This window comes from Vibrio sp. 10N.286.52.F8 (assembly GCF_041468745.1).
Lineage (GTDB): Bacteria > Pseudomonadota > Gammaproteobacteria > Enterobacterales > Vibrionaceae > Vibrio > Vibrio crassostreae_C.
In genome coordinates this window covers 16,036-32,603 of record NZ_JBFRJF010000043.1, presented here as the reverse complement: position 1 = coordinate 32,603, position 16,568 = coordinate 16,036, and the positions used below count along the sequence as shown (strand labels likewise).

Genomic DNA, 16,568 nt, shown 5'->3' with positions numbered 1-16,568 from the left:
AGTCTTTAAGTCGGGTTGCTAACCTAACTTACGTTTCAACTTGGGAGGTCGCGTGACCTCCCCATCCGTAACCAACCCTTTATCAACAAAACACCAATGCGACAGCAGCTCAGTGCGTCTTTGCCAGGGCTGCGAACTTCCCGTAGATAAAATGGACATCCCTTTAGGGAAATCAGCTTACTGCCCAAGATGCGGAACTCAGCTTTATAGAGGCGGTACCCCTAGCCTCTCTGGAAACCTAGCAATCGCAATTACCTGCTTATTGCTGTTTATCCCATCGCACTTTTTTGAATTCATCAGTATTCGCCTGATTGGCGTCATGATACCCGCGACGTTACCATCGGGTGTTTTTACCTTAATGGGCGAAGGCTTTCCTCTACTTGGTTTGCTGATCCTGTTCTGCAGTTCGATCGCTCCGTTGCTCGTGTGCACCTCGGTACTCATCACTCATGCATCACTGCGTCTTAAGATCTTCACACCCTTTCGTTATGCATTAGCCATTATTCAGACTCTCAAACATTGGATGATGTTGGATGTGTTTCTGGTAAGTTTGGCGGTCTCATGTTTCAAACTGCAAGATTACTCTGACATTTTCGTCGGCCCTGGTTTGATTGGCCTGATTCTTCTGCAGCTTTTCAGCGTATTACTAGTAAGCCGTATCAGTGTACGTCGCTACTGGGAAGCTTGGGCAAAAGAATCCGAATACTCTTTTGCTGAGAGTAAGAACGTACACTGTCACAACTGTCACCTATCTCAGCCTGACGGTCATACTTGTGTGCGTTGTCACCATGACTTATACCACCGCAAGCCCTACTCTATACAGAAAACTTGGGCTCTGCTATTTGCCGCATCCGTGGCTATCGTGCCAGCCAATGTCATTCCTATTTCTATTCTTATTACCAACGGTCAAAGGCTAGAAGACACCATCATTTCCGGTGTCGCTTCGCTGATTAATAGCGATATGTATGGCATCGCTGCGATCATTTTCATTGCCAGTATCGTCGTGCCAGTCGCGAAAATACTGGGCCTCGCGTACATCTTAATCTGTATCAAGATGAAGCGCGCCGTTTACCACAGGCAACGTATGACCATCTATTTCATCGTGAAATGGGTGGGGAAATGGTCGGTAATGGATCTGTTCGTTATTTCGATCATGATGACCTTGGTCGACCGCGGGCAAATTTTAAACTTTACACCAGGTTATGGTGCAGTCGCTTTTGGCGTCGTAGTTGTTCTCACGATGCTAGCAGCGGAAAGCTTAGATCCTAGGCTAATTTGGGATAACTACACCTCTAAAGATGAGTCAGTGAATGAACAACGATAACCAATCACAAACGTCATATTCACCAGAAGTAAGGAAAAACAAAGGCATCTCACCTTTGTGGATTCTGCCGATATTAACCGTCGCATTAGCCGGTTGGTTGGTCATGAAATCGATCCACGATGCAGGCCAACGTGTGCAGATATACTTTTCAGATGCCGCAGGTTTAGTCGCAGGTCGAACAACGATTCGTTACCAAGGCTTAGAGGTGGGTATGGTGCGCGACATCACCTTATCCAAAGATCTATCGAGCATCTATGTCGATGCTGACATCTACCCAGAAGCGAAGAAACTACTATCAAAAGGCACACGTTTTTGGCTCGTAAAGCCAACCGCTAGTTTGTCTGGTATCTCTGGGTTAGATGCACTTGTTTCAGGTAACTATATCGCTATACATCCTAGCGAAACTAAAGAAGAGCCAGAAACCGTTTTTCAGGCTTTAGAGTCGTCCCCTTCTGATTTGCTGGCTTCTGAAGGTCTAAACATCTCATTGACGACCAAAGATCTAGGTGGTGTGTCTGTTGGCTCTCAAATCGTTTATCGTAAAATCCCCATTGGTGAGGTTTACAACTACCAGCTAAACGACAACGCTAAATCCGTAACCATTCAAGCGTCAATTAAAGATGAATACAGCCATATCATTACCGATCAAAGCCGTTTTTGGAATGTAAGTGGCTTAGGTGCCAGTATTGGATTTTCAGGTGTTGACGTGCGCTTAGAAAGCCTCAGTGCGCTACTTGGCGGTTCAATTGCGGTCGACTCTCCGGGAGAAGGTCAGCCTGTCGAGATGAACACCAAATTCAAACTTTACCCAGATTTGAAAACAGCAGGTCGTGGTATCTCTATCAAGATCGCTGTTCCCGATGATAACAAGATCAGTGCAACGGGCGCTCCGATCATGTATCGCGGCATTGAAATCGGTCAAATCACTGATTTATCGCTAAGTGAAGGGCGTGAAAACGTCGTTGCATCTGCCGCTATCCAACCGGCATTCAGTGACTTTTTAAACAGCGGCAGTAAATTCGTTCTAGAAGAGGCTGAACTGTCGCTTACTGGCATGAAAAACATTGCCAATTTAGTGACAGGTAACTTTTTAACCTTGGTACCGGGTGAAGGTGAAAAGGCGCGTCGATTTACTGCAATCCGCAAAAATGAATTCAGTCAGGAACAAGAGAAATCCGTTGCGATTCGCTTAACGTCGAACAATTCGTTCGGGTTAGATGTCGGTACACAACTTCTCTACAAAGGCATTGCCGTTGGCTCTATCATCCATGTGGGATTAGTTGATGGTGTTGGTACGGGCTCTGACAAGCACGAAGTGTTTATGGATGCGCTTATCGATAACGAATATGCGCACCTAATCAAAAGCCACAACCGTTTCTTTGTGACAGGCAGTGCGACCGCAGAGCTGACCGAATCAGGTCTAAGTGTTACGGTTCCACCGGCAAAGCAGCTTCTTACTGGCTCGATCAGCTTTGTGAGTGAAGGTAAACCTGAAGCTCGAACTGACTACCAACTTTTCCAAAGCAAATCGTTAGCAGAAATCGCTAAGTTTAATCAGTCAGGATCAAAGACGCTTTCGTTATTTGCTAGTGAGTTACCTTCAATTTCTAAAGGCAGCCCACTGCTCTACCGTAACCTACAAGTGGGTAGTATTTCGGATTTTCAGCTTGCAGATGGTGGTGTAAGAATCAAAGTCACGATCGAAAATCGTTACACGCACTTACTCAATAAACATACCGTTTTCTGGAACCGCTCAGGCGTTGAGATTGATGCTTCGCTATCGGGTATTAGTATTAAAGCAGCACCCGTTAAAACGCTAATTCAAGGTGGCATTGCTTTTGATTCGCTTCCCGGTATAGACAATAAGCTTGGCGATGTGTGGAAGCTGTACAAAGATTCTAAATCCGCTCGAAAATTTGGCCGCGCGATTACGATTACCTCTTCTGGCGATCAAGAAGTCAGCAAGGGTATGGCGATCAAATACCAAGGTGTCACTGTTGGTGAGGTTACTTTGGTGATTCCTAACTTCAACAAAGGCGGCATTGAAATTACTGCGCGTATTTTACCTGAGTACGTCGACAAGATTGCCGTGACGAACAGTCACTTCTGGTTGGCAGAACCTGAGATTGGCCTTAATGGCATCAAAAACGTCTCTGCGCTGCTCTCTAAACACATCAACGTAGACCCGGGCAAAGGTGAAAGAAACACGAAATTTGAGCTTAGCAAAGGACCTGTGCAGCCTGAAGGCAAGATATTCCAACTGCAAAGCGAAACGCGCGGCTCAGTATCTGAAGGTACACCTATCCTATTCCGTGAACTAGAAATTGGCAGTGTTATAGATGTTCAGCTGGGCGAGTTTGCTGATCGCATCATATCTACGATTCAAATAGAACCTGACTACGCGTATCTAATCCGCGCAAACACCGTGTTCTGGAACGTGTCGGGCGTCGATGTCTCTATCGGCCTGTCAGGCGCAAACATCAAAGCCGGAACGGTAGACAGCTTGTTAAGAGGTGGTATTACATTCTCAACGCCACCGACAAATGAACTTCAACCAGTAGCAAGCGAAGATCAGTCTTTCTACCTCTATCCTCAAGCCGAAGATGAGTGGAAATCATGGAGAACCGCAATTCCTCGTCCATAGAGTGAACTCTCTGACGTTTCTGGAAGATTAATTCTTCATCAAAATGCAGCCATTAGGCTGCATTTTTGTTGTTTGCTGCAAATATGGTTTAGGACGGCCTCATTTTGCTTTAAACTCCCCGCATTAATGCAATAAATCGAGATACTCTTTTGCACGCTAACGTATATATTCCTGAAGAATTCCTAACGCACATCGAAGCAATCATGCCTAGTCATCTAGATATGGCTTCTTTTGTTGCGTCATGCCAAAAACCACTTCGTAAAAGTATTCGAATCAACACATTGAAAATCAGTGTTGAAGACTTCCTAGTACGAGCAAAAGAGAAAGGCTGGGAACTGGAACCTGTACCTTGGTGTGAAACGGGCTTTTGGATTACAGCGGACGAAAGTGAAGCGCCACTAGGTAATACGGCAGAACACATGTCTGGTCTTTTCTACATCCAAGAAGCCAGCTCGATGATGCCACCCTCGGCACTTTTCCAAGGCGAAGCTGATTACCAAGCGGTGCTAGACACTGCGGCTGCACCCGGCTCTAAAACAACACAAATCGCTGCGCTAATGAATAATCGCGGTGTATTGGTTGCCAATGAGTATGCAGCAAGCCGTGTGAAAGTCCTTCACGCTAACATCGAACGTTGTGGCGTTCGTAATGCCGCTCTAAGTAACTTTGACGGTCGAGTTTTTGGTGGTTGGTTACCAGAACAGTTTGATGCTGTGTTGCTAGACGCACCCTGCTCTGGCGAAGGCACCATTCGTAAAGATGCCGATGCGATGAAGAACTGGACGTATCAATCAGTGGTCGACATTGCCGACACGCAAAAAGATCTGATTGAAAGTGCATTCCATGCTCTTAAACCTAATGGTGTTTTGGTTTACTCAACGTGTACGCTTAGCACCGAAGAGAACCAACAAGTGTGTCATCACCTAAAAGAAACCTTTGGTGATGCGGTTGAATTCGAATCTCTGGAATCACTATTCGACAACGCAAAAGCAACCACGACAGAAGAAGGCTTTCTTCACATCTTCCCACAGGTCTATGACTCTGAAGGTTTCTTTGTTGCACGTATCCGTAAACTAGCGTCTGTTACTCCACCAGAAGTTAAAAAACGTATGGGTAAATTCCCATTTGAAAAAGCATCAAAGAAAACTCAGCAAGAAGTCGCTGAACAACTAATGAGTACTCTCGATATCGAATTGCCAAGCGATACTCAGGTTTGGATTCGCGACAAAGACGTTTGGCTATTCCCAGAAGCGCTAGAGCCGATGATCGGTGAGTTCCGTTTTTCTCGCATGGGAATCAAGATCGCTGAAACCCATAAAAAAGGTTACCGCTGGCAGCACCAAGTAGCGACAACGCTCGCAACAGGTAATGAAGCTAATGTTGTAGAGCTTAGTATTGAAGATGCTCGTGAATGGTTCATGGGCCGCGATGTTCGCCCTGAAAACTTGTCAGGAAAAGGTGAAGTACTAGTGAAGTACAATGGTGCAATCATCGGCCTTGGTAAGTGGGTTGGCAACCGAGTGAAGAACGGTTTACCACGCGAACTCGTGCGCGATAAGAACCTTTTCTAAAAGCGTTCGCACTGAGTACACCTTAATAAACAAAAAGCCCAAACAACGTTAATTGTTTGGGCTTTTTCTATTCTATCGGCCATATAAGTCAGTGTGCGAGCGCTTGTAAATCAACAGCTAATTATATAAATATCAATTCAAGTCACTATTTCCAAAAAGAAAAATCGCACTTTAGAGAATCTAAACTAGACTTCAATCTAACAGTCAAAAGATTAAAACGATTAGCGTAGGCTCTTCGGAGCCCTTTCCCCTAAGCCCAAACAGGAAGGTTTGGGCTTTTTTTTAACCGAAAGGACCGCTTACTTAACTAAGCTGATACCTTCTTTGTCGATAGTGATCTTGCCAGATTTGTATAGACCACCAATTGTCTTCTTGAACGTACCTTTGCTGGTTCTGAATGCAGAGAAAATAACTTCAGGAGAAGACTTATCATTCAAAGGCAGGTAACCGCCTTTCTTCTCAAGCAGGTCAAGAACCTTAGTGCTTAAGTCATCCATCTTAGCCACACCAACCTTCTGAAGAGACAAATCAATCTTACCGTCTTCTTCACGAACGTTTTTAATGTAGCCTTTTAGTGTTTTACCAATGAACAGCTTACCGATGATGTCAGATGGGAAAATCATACCCCAGTGTTCACCGTTCACGATCGCTTTGTAACCTAACTGGCTGCGCTCAGCGATAATGAGATCGACTTGCTCATTTTGCTTATAAGTCGCAGGCGTGTTGTCTAACCATTTGTTGAACTTCGTTGTACCAACGATACGGCTCGATGCTTTATCGATATACACATATACTAAGATTGACTGACCTTCGTTTAAACGGCCACGCTGCTCGCTGAAAGGAACAAGAAGGTCTTTACCTTTCACGCCCCAGCTCATGAATGCACCAGTGCTGTTAACACCTTCAACCGTCATCAAACCAAACTGGCCTACTTGAGCTATTGGTTTTTCAGTCGTTGCAGCGATCTGGTTGTCAGAATCTATGTATAAGAAAACATCTAGCTTTTGACCAATTTCAACACCTTCAGGAGTAAATCGTTTCGGCAGCAACACGGTTCCATAGTCGCTCGCGTCAAGGAATACACCGAAGTCTGCTTGTTTTACTACTTCTAAGTTGTTTATTTGACCAATATTAATCATCAAGGTTGTCTCTACTTTAAATTTGGCGGAGATTATACGTGATCTCTGATATGCTTTCGCTAGTTTCATTCATATTTTTACATTCTAGGAGACATCGTTGATCACCGTTGATAAACAAGATGCGATAACACTTAAAATTAACCATGCCATGGCTAAGACCAAAAAGCTCGACATGGACGTTTATCTATTCATTCCCGGTGAACTTGGACTGACTCCTGAAGTGCTTTCTGAAAGTGCCTTTTTCTACAGCTCAATCACTCAAAAACGTGCCTACTATAGTGACAAAACACTTTTACCTTTGGTACACAGTCGCTTGGCAAAACGTGGACGCTTATCTACAACACAGTATCGTGTCAGTTTGAGTCTGTTTGCCTACCAATATGTTATCGCGTTAGATAAAGCAGTCAGCAGCTTAAATAAAACTGATAGTGACGACGTAACGGCTGATGAAGTAGATGAAGTCATTGAATTGGCTTTAGATATCTTGAAGAAGCTACGCCGAAGCATCCCTTACGAAGAAAATCTCAAGCGCTACTACGCTAATATCGATAACTACCTATCTTGGTATACCGAGCAAAAGTTCCTATCGCTAGTTTCACACATGCCACGAGGTAGTGAGTATTCAACGATTAAAGAACGACTCTTAACGCTTTGTGATAAAGAGACCGCGCACCGTAAACTGAACCGCTACAACTCAGCAAGAGTTCGAGAGGACGTTACCCGCTTGAGTAACAAGATGCGTTTGCTGCGTCGTTTGATTGAACACCCTATCGTGCTTAAAGAAAAGACAACGTCGATGGGTAAGAACGTTAAGCGTGCCGTGAAAGGCATCGCGACCGGTTTGGTGATGGTTGTCGTGACCACTACTGTGATCTTGGCTCGTGACTTTCTTGGTGAGATTACCGCCTCTTTCATCGTGGCAATGTCTTTCATTTACGCACTGCGTGAGATCTTTAAAGATGACTTGAGAGACATCCTTTGGCGCTGGCTGCGTAAAGGCAAGCCAAAATGGAAGCGTCGTTACTATGATCCAACGACCAACAAGTCAGTAGGCCATAAACTGGAATGGTTGGACTACGCAAATTTTTCTAAGCTTGCAGATCGCATTCAGTCGATCCGTAAAAAGCGTGTGGTACAACGTGAAGAGCAAATCTTGCATTACCGCTCTCATACTGAGATGTCGACATCGACCTTTATGAGTGGTTATGAGGAGACTCGTGAAACGTTATCGATCAGCCTAAGAGCGCTGACACGGTTGATGGATAAAGGCTCAAACAAGATCTACCGCTTGAATGAAGGACAAGTGAGCCGCGAATCAGTAGAAAAGCGTCATCTTCTCAACCTGATCATTAAAGAGAACAACCATGATAACGAACCAACCTACTACCGTTGGAAGATCGTTATGAACCGTTCAAAAATAGTTGATATTGAGCAGATCACTCAAGAGTCATAGAGCCGTTATAAAGTTCTCTATAACGGTATGTGGAAACCATTCACATACCGTTGTTTTATCTCTTCAACGTTACCCATGACTTCTAAACCAAAATCTATTATTTAATCGCTATTTTCTTGAAGGGACTTTCTTAATTGAAAGCGTAAGCGTGAACTCCGCCATCGGCTCGTCACCATGTAAAGATGGGCAAGTCGCGATAATGGTTACGGGTTGATTGACCCGTTCTCCGGTCGACATGGTTTCTGCCAGCATAGTGTTGATCAGCTCACCGTCGTTACAAGTGAAATGCACATCACCTTCAGGGCGCTTCAAAAAGTTACCCGTCACCTCTTTAAAAGCCAACGAGATCTTTTCACCTTGCTGCTGAGATTTGCTCATCGCAAGAAACCCACCCGCGACATCCGCACCTACAGCCAAAACGCCAAAGTACATACTGTTAAGGTGATTCTTAGTACGCCTTCTAAGCGGGATTTTCACTTCAACATGTTGGTTGTCCAACGCGAGTAGTTTTGGTCGGCACAACCAGATAAGTGGGACTTTGAAAAAGCCAAACATGCTTAAGTAGAAATTTGCTTTTTGTAGAGGGGTCAACATTCGAATTACCTAGCCAAGTTAGTCATCAGACCAGTTAATCGACTAGCGATAAGAATGTCAAAAAAATGTTACAAAAAAGAGATATCATCGCACAATGATATCTCTTTCATTCTCAAAGCATTAGCGCCTTAAGTCGGCTTATCAGGCAAGCTAATCGATTTACGCAGTCACGACCGTTTCTACGCCTTCAAGATCAGCTATGTAACCTTGTAGACGTGGGTAATCCACTAAGCCTTGAGTTACTAGCAGCACTGGCTTCTTCGCGTTCAGGGTTGCTTTAACAATCATATCCAACAAAGTAATGACCGCCTCATTTTGTGGATCAAAAGCGTGTTGCTGAGCTTCATTGTGTTTGTCTACGCCTAAAGTGAAAGACGCTAAGCTATCAACGTTTACCACTACACCATCGAAGTAATGCAGTAAACGTTCGCTCAGTAGCACTGCAGACGGCACATCGCACGAGAACAGTACTTTCAAACCGTTAAGGCCGCGTGGTAGCCCTTGCTCGGCAAGCAGGTCAATAATCTTAGCGGCATCGCTTAACGCACGAACGTAAGGCACAACTACTTCAACGTTGATGCCCTGCTCACGTAATGCCTTAATAACCTGACATTCTAAAGCGAAAGCCTTGCTGTATTCTGGTGTCGCGTAACGAGCAACGCCACGAACACCTAGTGCAGGGTTAATCTCTTCTGCTTCACAGTTCCCGCCAAGCAGCGAACGGAATCCATAGCTGTCTGCACTGCTTAATGCGATACGAACAGAAGTGTGATTTGGCTGAACGGCAGCTTGAATGGCAATCACTAAGGTCGAAACAAAATGCTCATCGACTGTTTTATCGCCAAGGATCGCTTCTAAAGACGTTTTTTCAATATCAGTCAAAGTATCTAAGTGACTCTCGATACTTGGGTGGTAGAAGACACGATCCATCACTAATTCTGATAATGAAACGTATAAGTGGTTAGAATTATTATTATCGTTGTAAGAAGGCAGCACATCACCTAAGACGAGTTCTGGGTGCAAAGTGCTTTGATTTTCTTGAGTCATTGCTGCTCCAGCATTTTTATGTTGTGTTCAAACGAAAATACCGATAGCTGCCTGTTAATACAAGTGAAAATCCCTTATTTGACGCTGGCCTGCTGATAAAAATAAGAATATTAGCAATAACTGAGATAACTTTGACTCAATAGAGTTTATTCCTCTGTTCAATTCCGTTATCTTAACCACTTCGCAATAGAATAAAAAAGCTATCACATGCCATTAAAAACTGATGAGTTGAGAACCCAAGCTCTGGGTCCTATGCCAACTCCTGCCGAACTAGGCAATGCACACCCTATTACTGACGACGTTGCTGAGCGCATTAAAAATTCTCGCCGCCAAATCGAAGATATCCTAACTGGTCGTGATAAGCGCCTATTAGTTATCGTAGGCCCTTGCTCTGTTCACGATACAGATGCGGCACTTGATTACGCTGAGCGCCTAAGCAAAATTCAAGACCAGTACAAAGATGAACTGTTCGTTGTAATGAGAACCTACTTCGAGAAGCCTCGTACTGTTGTAGGTTGGAAGGGTTTGATTACAGATCCTAACCTTGATGGTTCATACGCACTTGAAACAGGCTTGAACAAAGCTCGTAAGCTTCTGCTAGATATCAACAAGCTTGGCCTAGCTACCGCGACTGAATTCCTTGATATGATAACAGGTCAGTACATTGCAGACCTTATCACTTGGGGTGCGATTGGCGCTCGTACAACTGAATCTCAGATTCACCGTGAAATGGCTTCTGCACTGTCTTGCCCTGTTGGCTTCAAGAACGCGACCAACGGCAACATCAAGATTGCTATCGATGCAATTCGTGCAGCACATGCTTCACACTACTTCTACTCTCCAGATAAGAACGGCCGCATGACGGTTTACCGTACTTCTGGCAACCCATACGGTCACGTTATTCTACGTGGTGGCGATAAAGGCCCTAACTTCGACGCTGAATCTGTAGATACTGCATGTAAGCAACTGGCTGAATTCGATCTACCTCAACGTTTGGTTGTAGACTTTAGCCACGCTAACTGTCAGAAGCAACACCGTAAGCAGTTAGAAGTTGCACAAGACATTTGTGAGCAAATTAAATCTAACAAGAACCAAATTGCAGGCATTATGGCAGAGAGCTTCATTATTGAAGGCAACCAGCCAATGACAGACATTAACAACCTAGAATATGGCAAGTCGATTACTGACCCATGCCTAAGCTGGGAAGATACTGCAACAATGCTAGACATGCTTGCAACAGCAATTAAAGATAGAAACTTAGCTTAAGGAAACAACACAATGCCATCATTTGACATTATCTCTGAAGTAGAAGCAGTAGAACTGCGTAACGCAGTAGACAACGCAAACCGTGAACTATCGACTCGTTTCGATTTCCGCGGCGTTGACGCAAGCTTTGATTACAAAGATGAATCAGTAAAATTGACTGCTCAAGACGATTTTCAACTGAAGCAAATGCGCGATATCCTTCGCAGCAACCTAACGAAGCGTAATGTTGATCCTAACGCGATGGAAGCGAAAGCGGCAGACCAAACAGGTCGCACTTGGCACCAAACGGTTATCTTTAAGCAAGGCATTGAAACTGATGTCGCTAAGAAGATCGTTAAGCTAATCAAAGACAACAAAGTTAAAGTTCAAGCTTCTATCCAAGGCGACAAAGTTCGTGTTACCGGTAAGAAGCGTGATGACCTACAAGCTGTTATGGCTCTAGTTCGCGGCGGTGAACTTGGTCAACCTTTCCAGTTTGACAACTTCCGCGACTAATTTTTGAGTTTGAGTGACCGCCTATTTGGGTTGCTCATTCATCAGCACAATGTCGTGTTTGAAATAGCAAAAAGCCACTTCTTTTGAAGTGGCTTTTTATTTATCTGGTCCAGCTTTAGTTTTATTCCGAGCCTCTAGCCGATTTCAAACAACCAGAAAGCTCTCATTTCAACTAGAAGCAATTACCTCAACTGAGTACTTGGGCTGCTGACAATTTTAGGTCTTTGCCGACCAACAGATTAAACTCTACGCTTGCTGGTGGAATAAACACACACACTCGTAATTTCTCTGCTCTTGCTTGCTCAAGCTTTGTTGATAGCTCTCCGCTGTTGGCGTAGCTCTCTCTTTCTGCATCTCGGCGGCACAGGTCGATAAATTCAAATGGACAATCGCTCGGTGAAAGTACGAGCTCTGCCTCCTGCATCAAACGTAAAGCCTTCATAGACAACAGCTCGACATCTTGCTCGAATTCAATCCAAGTGACCTGCCCTTCGCTATCAATGCCTTCGGTTAGCGCTTGCTGGTAGTAAGACTCTAACTGCTCTCTGTCATTCACCTGCTCGATAAAGCTGGATGACAAGAAACGCTCCCAAAATTTACGACGCTCGTCGACGGTTGGGAATGACTCTTTGATTGAATTGCGTTTTGATGCACCGAAGTCTGCTATCAAACCTATGTTTTGTGGCAATACCGTTTCGAGTTTTTCTCTGATATTTCTTACTAAAACAGGTGATGCCCCGCCACTAGAGATGGCAATTTGGATTCTGCCGCGATTTATCATCGAAGGTGTGATGAAGTCGCAGTAAGGAAGATCGTCAACCACATTGACTAAAATGCCCAGTTTTTTCGCATCATTATACACTTGGTGATTCAAGCTTGGGTTGTCTGTTGTGGCCCAAACCTGCAAGTAATTTTTCGATATGATCTGTGACGAGTAAAAGTTTTGAACCCAGTGAAGCTTGTTCTCGTCCACAAGCTGCTTTAAGTAAGGCGCTACCTTGGGAGACACCAAAGTCACATCCGCTCCCGCTCGTAGTAAGCTATCGACTTTACGGCAAGCAACCTCACCCCCACCAACCACTAAGATTGGCTTATTTTCTACATCCAAAAACATTGGGAAATAACGCATGTTCTTCCTTGAGACTACTTCAATAACTATTCAGCCATGCTACCAAATTTGGAGCATATTCATAACTATCGAAGTGTAATAAAAATATTTATTGACCAAATTTCAACATTTCTTAAGTTTAATATTTCATCATTGTGATGTTTATTCAGAATATTTATCTAGTCGATTATCAATATAAAAATCTAAATCTCGTTGCACCAACAGTGTGAACCGTTGCACTATTTACATTCACTTAACATTTGGTCATTCTAATTGTGTTCGGATTTGTGATTTCATTCAAAATTCTTTTTAAATTATACATTTGTGAAACTACGGATCCTTTCCTAACCTTATAAACAGTTGTTTAAATCGCACACAGTTTCATTTGCAAAATGCAACTCGTTTAATTTGAACAACAAGGTCATAGAAAACGCAACACATAAGAGAAACTCAAACGAGCACGAGTATCAGGTGTCACCTGGTTAACAAGGAAGGATACAAATGACAAATAAACTAACACTTCTTGCTTCAGTAGTAGCTGCATCAACTGCGATGATGGCAACATCGGCATCAGCGGCAGAAAGCACTCTGGACAAAGTCACATCTCAAGGTTTTCTAACTTGTGGTGTAAGTACCGGTCTTCCAGGGTTCTCTAACCCTAACTCAAAAGGTGAATGGGAAGGAATTGATGTTGAGTATTGTCAAGCTCTTGCAGCGGCTGTACTCGGTGACAAGACTAAAGTTAAGTATGTACCTCTAACAGCAAAAGAGCGTTTTACTGCGCTTCAATCTGGCGAAATCGACGTACTATCTCGTAACACAACATGGACATTACATCGTGACACTGCTCTAGGTCTGAACTTCGTAGGCGTTAACTACTACGATGGTCAAGGCTTCATGGTTAAGAAAGAACTTGGCCTAACAAGTGCTCAAGAGCTTGATGGCGCTTCTGTATGTGTTCAATCAGGTACAACAACTGAACTTAACCTAGCCGATTACTTCCGTAACAGTGGCATGTCTTACAAGCCAGTGGTATTCGATACGGCAGCACAAACATCGAAAGGTTTCGACGCAGGTCGTTGTGACGTACTAACAACTGACCAATCTGGTCTATACGCACTTCGCCTAAACCTAGCTGATCCTAAATCTGCAGAAGTACTTCCTGAAATCATCTCTAAAGAGCCTCTAGGCCCTGTTGTTCGTCAAGATGATGATCAATGGTTTAACGTTGCTAAGTGGACACTTTCAGCAATGATTAACGCGGAAGAATACGGCATCTCCTCTAAAAATGCAGACGAAATGCTTAAGTCAAAAGATCCAAACATCAAACGTATTCTTGGTGTAGACGGTCCTAAAGGTAAAGGCCTTGGCATTCGCGACGACTGGGGTTACCAAGTAATTAAGCAAGTTGGTAACTACGGTGAGAGTTTTGAGCGTACTGTTGGTACAGGTTCTCCACTTCAAATCTCTCGTGGTGTAAATGCATTATGGAATGCGGGCGGCTTTATGTACGCTCCACCAATCCGTTAATAAATTTTCAAGCATCAATTAGGGCGGAGTTTTCCGCCCTATTTATTAAATGGATTTGAGGTTATAGTAGTATGAAACCTAATGAAACTATTTCTCCAGCTCAGGCAAAGCCACAGCCCAAAAGTGCCAACTTATTTTACAACCCCACTTTTCGCTCCATCATTTTCCAAATTATCGCCGTCGGGGCGCTTTGTGCTTTCTTTTACACGATTGTAAATAATGCACTCACAAACTTAGATTCCCGTGGTATCACCACTGGTTTTGATTTTCTCTCCCAAGAAGCTGGTTTTGGTATCGGCTTAACACTGATTGAATACGACGAGACCTTCTCATACGGTCGTACATTCTTTATCGGTCTTCTCAATACCGCTTTGGTTTCAGTACTCGGCATCATGCTAGCGACAGTGCTGGGCTTTAGTATGGGTATCGCTAGACTCTCTTCAAACTGGCTAGTTAGCCGATTTGCAGCTGTCTACATTGAGATATTCCGAAATATCCCTCTGCTATTACAAATCTTTTTCTGGTATTTCGCCGTTCTACAAGCCTTGCCTTCTGCTCGTCAAAGTATGAGTCTAGGTGAAGCAATTTTCTTGAACGTACGCGGGTTGTACTTCCCTGCTCCAGTCTTTGAGCAAGGCAGTAGCATTGTCATCGCATCATTGATTGTCGGTATTATCGCTACGTTTATTATCAACATCTGGGCTAAGAACAGACAGAAACTGACCGGCCAACAAACACCGATGTTGCGAATTGCAGCTGCGTTGATTTTAGGCTTACCGTTGATAACTTACTTTGTTATGGGCATGCCTATCTCTGCAGATTACCCTGTGTTGAAAGGGTTTAACTTCAAGGGTGGTGTTACGATAATCCCTGAGCTTGCTGCATTGATGCTCGCTTTAAGTATCTATACAGCAGCGTTCATTGCTGAGATTGTTCGTTCAGGTATTAACGCGGTAAACCATGGGCAAACTGAGGCTGCGATGTCTCTAGGCATCCCACGTTCTAGAACTCTAAAGCTTGTCATTATTCCACAAGCATTAAGAATCATTATCCCACCACTAACCAGTCAGTATCTAAACCTGACCAAAAACTCATCACTTGCGATGGCCATTGGTTATCCTGATCTTGTCTCTGTATTTGCAGGAACAACACTTAACCAAACTGGACAAGCTATCGAAGTAATCGCGATGACAATGGGCGTCTACCTAACCTTGAGCCTATTAACGTCCGCTCTAATGAACATATACAACCGCAAAGTAGCGTTGGTGGAGAGATAAGATGAGTACACATCAATTTCAACCTGATCTTCCGCCTCCAGCGAATACCGTTGGGCCAGTCGGTTGGTTAAGAAAAAATCTATTTAATGGACCTATTAACAGCGTCGTCACTGTGATTCTTGCTTACTTTGCTTTCACCCTATTATGGGCAATAGCGGATTGGGCATTCATCAGTGCCGACTGGATAGGAACCACACGTGATGCCTGTACTAGCGAAGGCGCTTGTTGGGTTTTTATCAGCGTTCGTTGGGACCAATTCATGTATGGCTTCTACCCAGAAGCTGAACTGTGGCGACCTCGCCTCTTCTATGCAACGTTGGCCATTTTTGTAGCCTTACTGGCTTATGAAAAAACACCTAAACGTACGTGGATTTGGTTGTTCTTCGTCAACATCTACCCATTTATCATTGCTGGCTTGCTATACGGTGGCGTCTTTGGGTTAGAAGTTGTTGATACCCATAAATGGGGCGGCCTACTGGTTACACTGGTCATCGCACTTGTTGGTATTGTAGTGTCACTCCCTATTGGTGTTGCACTTGCTCTTGGGCGCCGCTCAGAGATGCCGATCATTCGCAGTATGTGTACCGTATACATCGAAATTTGGCGTGGCGTACCGCTCATTACAGTTCTATTCATGGCTTCAGTAATGCTGCCACTCTTTTTATCAGAAGGGACAGAAACCGATAAGCTCATTCGAGCACTTGTAGGGGTAGTTCTATTCAGTGCAGCCTACATGGCCGAAGTAATTCGAGGTGGTCTACAAGCAATACCAAAAGGCCAATACGAAGCAGCTGATGCTCTGGGGTTAAGCTACTGGAAAAAGACTGGGCTTATCATTCTACCTCAAGCTCTTAAAATCACGATTCCTTCAATTGTGAACACCTTCATTGGTTTGTTTAAAGATACCAGTCTTGTTTTGATTATTGGTATGTTTGATGTACTAGGAATTGGCCAAGCCGCGAATACCGACCCTGAATGGCTTGGGTATTCAACAGAAAGTTATGTATTTGTCGCGTTAGTGTTCTGGGTGTTTTGTTTTGGCATGTCGAGATATTCGATATGGCTAGAAAACAGACTTCACACCGGTCACAAACGATAATTAACAAGATCAAGGACGTAT

The 16,568-nt window shown here is 44.0% G+C and carries 13 protein-coding genes; 9 read left to right on the top strand and 4 right to left on the bottom strand.

Annotated features, from left to right (window positions below):
* Positions 1–40: 40 nt before the first annotated feature.
* The 3 genes from AB4133_RS19010 (at position 41) to rsmF (ending at position 5,539) form a co-directional block, all read left to right on the top strand.
* Positions 41–1,324 (top strand): paraquat-inducible protein A, encoded by a 1,284-nt coding sequence (locus AB4133_RS19010; protein ID WP_102321147.1) that lies wholly within the window; start codon positions 41–43, stop codon positions 1,322–1,324.
* The gene (locus tag AB4133_RS19005) at positions 1,311–3,968 is read left to right on the top strand and encodes an MlaD family protein (RefSeq protein WP_372225362.1); all 2,658 of its coding nucleotides are present in this window, start codon (positions 1,311–1,313) and stop codon (positions 3,966–3,968) included. The genes AB4133_RS19010 and AB4133_RS19005 overlap by 14 nt, the downstream gene beginning before the upstream one ends.
* Positions 3,969–4,117: 149 nt before the next feature.
* Positions 4,118–5,539 (top strand): 16S rRNA (cytosine(1407)-C(5))-methyltransferase RsmF, encoded by a 1,422-nt coding sequence (gene rsmF, locus AB4133_RS19000; RefSeq protein WP_017063836.1) that lies wholly within the window; start codon positions 4,118–4,120, stop codon positions 5,537–5,539.
* 299 nt (positions 5,540–5,838) lie between these two features.
* Here the strand turns inward: rsmF and AB4133_RS18995 are convergent, their stop codons facing one another.
* Positions 5,839–6,747 (bottom strand): S1 RNA-binding domain-containing protein, encoded by a 909-nt coding sequence (locus AB4133_RS18995; RefSeq protein ID WP_017059694.1) that lies wholly within the window; start codon positions 6,745–6,747, stop codon positions 5,839–5,841.
* 28 nt (positions 6,748–6,775) lie between these two features.
* On the opposite strand from AB4133_RS18995, the gene AB4133_RS18990 reads away from it, so the two are divergent.
* Complete coding sequence (locus tag AB4133_RS18990) at positions 6,776–8,131, top strand: hypothetical protein (protein ID WP_017063834.1); 1,356 nt, start codon at positions 6,776–6,778, stop codon at positions 8,129–8,131.
* Positions 8,132–8,239: 108 nt separating this feature from the next.
* On the opposite strand, the gene AB4133_RS18985 is transcribed toward AB4133_RS18990, so the two are convergent.
* Together AB4133_RS18985 and AB4133_RS18980 are read right to left on the bottom strand one after the other, a co-directional pair.
* A complete protein-coding gene (locus AB4133_RS18985; protein ID WP_017059696.1) occupies positions 8,240–8,725 on the bottom strand; it encodes a PaaI family thioesterase in 486 nt (161 codons plus the stop codon).
* Positions 8,726–8,884: 159 nt separating this feature from the next.
* Positions 8,885–9,772, bottom strand: a complete 888-nt coding sequence (locus tag AB4133_RS18980) for a putative PEP-binding protein (RefSeq protein ID WP_017059697.1) — start codon at positions 9,770–9,772, stop codon at positions 8,885–8,887.
* Between the two features lie 207 nt (positions 9,773–9,979).
* Between AB4133_RS18980 and AB4133_RS18975 the strand changes: the two genes are divergently transcribed.
* Both AB4133_RS18975 and AB4133_RS18970 read left to right on the top strand, forming a co-directional pair.
* Complete coding sequence (locus AB4133_RS18975) at positions 9,980–11,038, top strand: 3-deoxy-7-phosphoheptulonate synthase (RefSeq protein WP_372225360.1); 1,059 nt, start codon at positions 9,980–9,982, stop codon at positions 11,036–11,038.
* Between the two features lie 12 nt (positions 11,039–11,050).
* On the top strand, positions 11,051–11,533 hold the full coding sequence (locus tag AB4133_RS18970; RefSeq protein ID WP_017063832.1) for a YajQ family cyclic di-GMP-binding protein: 483 nt from the start codon (positions 11,051–11,053) through the stop codon (positions 11,531–11,533).
* 187 nt (positions 11,534–11,720) lie between these two features.
* On the opposite strand, the gene AB4133_RS18965 is transcribed toward AB4133_RS18970, so the two are convergent.
* On the bottom strand, positions 11,721–12,662 hold the full coding sequence (locus AB4133_RS18965) for a bifunctional precorrin-2 dehydrogenase/sirohydrochlorin ferrochelatase (RefSeq protein WP_017059700.1): 942 nt from the start codon (positions 12,660–12,662) through the stop codon (positions 11,721–11,723).
* A 480-nt stretch (positions 12,663–13,142) separates the two neighbouring features.
* Between AB4133_RS18965 and AB4133_RS18960 the strand changes: the two genes are divergently transcribed.
* From AB4133_RS18960 to AB4133_RS18950, 3 genes are all read left to right on the top strand, one after another.
* Entirely contained in the window at positions 13,143–14,171 is a 1,029-nt protein-coding gene (locus tag AB4133_RS18960; RefSeq protein WP_017059701.1) for an amino acid ABC transporter substrate-binding protein, read from the top strand.
* A gap of 71 nt (positions 14,172–14,242) precedes the next feature.
* The gene (locus tag AB4133_RS18955) at positions 14,243–15,448 is read left to right on the top strand and encodes an amino acid ABC transporter permease (RefSeq protein WP_017066316.1); all 1,206 of its coding nucleotides are present in this window, start codon (positions 14,243–14,245) and stop codon (positions 15,446–15,448) included.
* 1 nt (position 15,449) lies between these two features.
* The gene (locus AB4133_RS18950; RefSeq protein WP_017059703.1) at positions 15,450–16,547 is read left to right on the top strand and encodes an amino acid ABC transporter permease; all 1,098 of its coding nucleotides are present in this window, start codon (positions 15,450–15,452) and stop codon (positions 16,545–16,547) included.
* The last annotated feature ends 21 nt before the right edge of the window (positions 16,548–16,568 follow it).

Excerpts from the sequence above, each read along its gene's own strand:
- AB4133_RS18995 (WP_017059694.1), bottom strand. The coding sequence starts at position 6,747 with ATGAAACTAGCGAAAGCATATCAGAGATCACGTATAATCTCCGCCAAA.
- AB4133_RS18970 (WP_017063832.1), top strand. The coding sequence starts at position 11,051 with ATGCCATCATTTGACATTATCTCTGAAGTAGAAGCAGTAGAACTGCGT.
- AB4133_RS18950 (WP_017059703.1), top strand. The coding sequence starts at position 15,450 with ATGAGTACACATCAATTTCAACCTGATCTTCCGCCTCCAGCGAATACC.
- AB4133_RS18980 (WP_017059697.1), bottom strand. The coding sequence starts at position 9,772 with ATGACTCAAGAAAATCAAAGCACTTTGCACCCAGAACTCGTCTTAGGT.
- AB4133_RS18955 (WP_017066316.1), top strand. The coding sequence starts at position 14,243 with ATGAAACCTAATGAAACTATTTCTCCAGCTCAGGCAAAGCCACAGCCC.
- AB4133_RS18965 (WP_017059700.1), bottom strand. The coding sequence starts at position 12,662 with ATGCGTTATTTCCCAATGTTTTTGGATGTAGAAAATAAGCCAATCTTA.
- AB4133_RS18985 (WP_017059696.1), bottom strand. The coding sequence starts at position 8,725 with ATGTTGACCCCTCTACAAAAAGCAAATTTCTACTTAAGCATGTTTGGC.
- AB4133_RS18975 (WP_372225360.1), top strand. The coding sequence starts at position 9,980 with ATGCCATTAAAAACTGATGAGTTGAGAACCCAAGCTCTGGGTCCTATG.
- AB4133_RS18960 (WP_017059701.1), top strand. The coding sequence starts at position 13,143 with ATGACAAATAAACTAACACTTCTTGCTTCAGTAGTAGCTGCATCAACT.
- AB4133_RS19005 (WP_372225362.1), top strand. The coding sequence starts at position 1,311 with ATGAACAACGATAACCAATCACAAACGTCATATTCACCAGAAGTAAGG.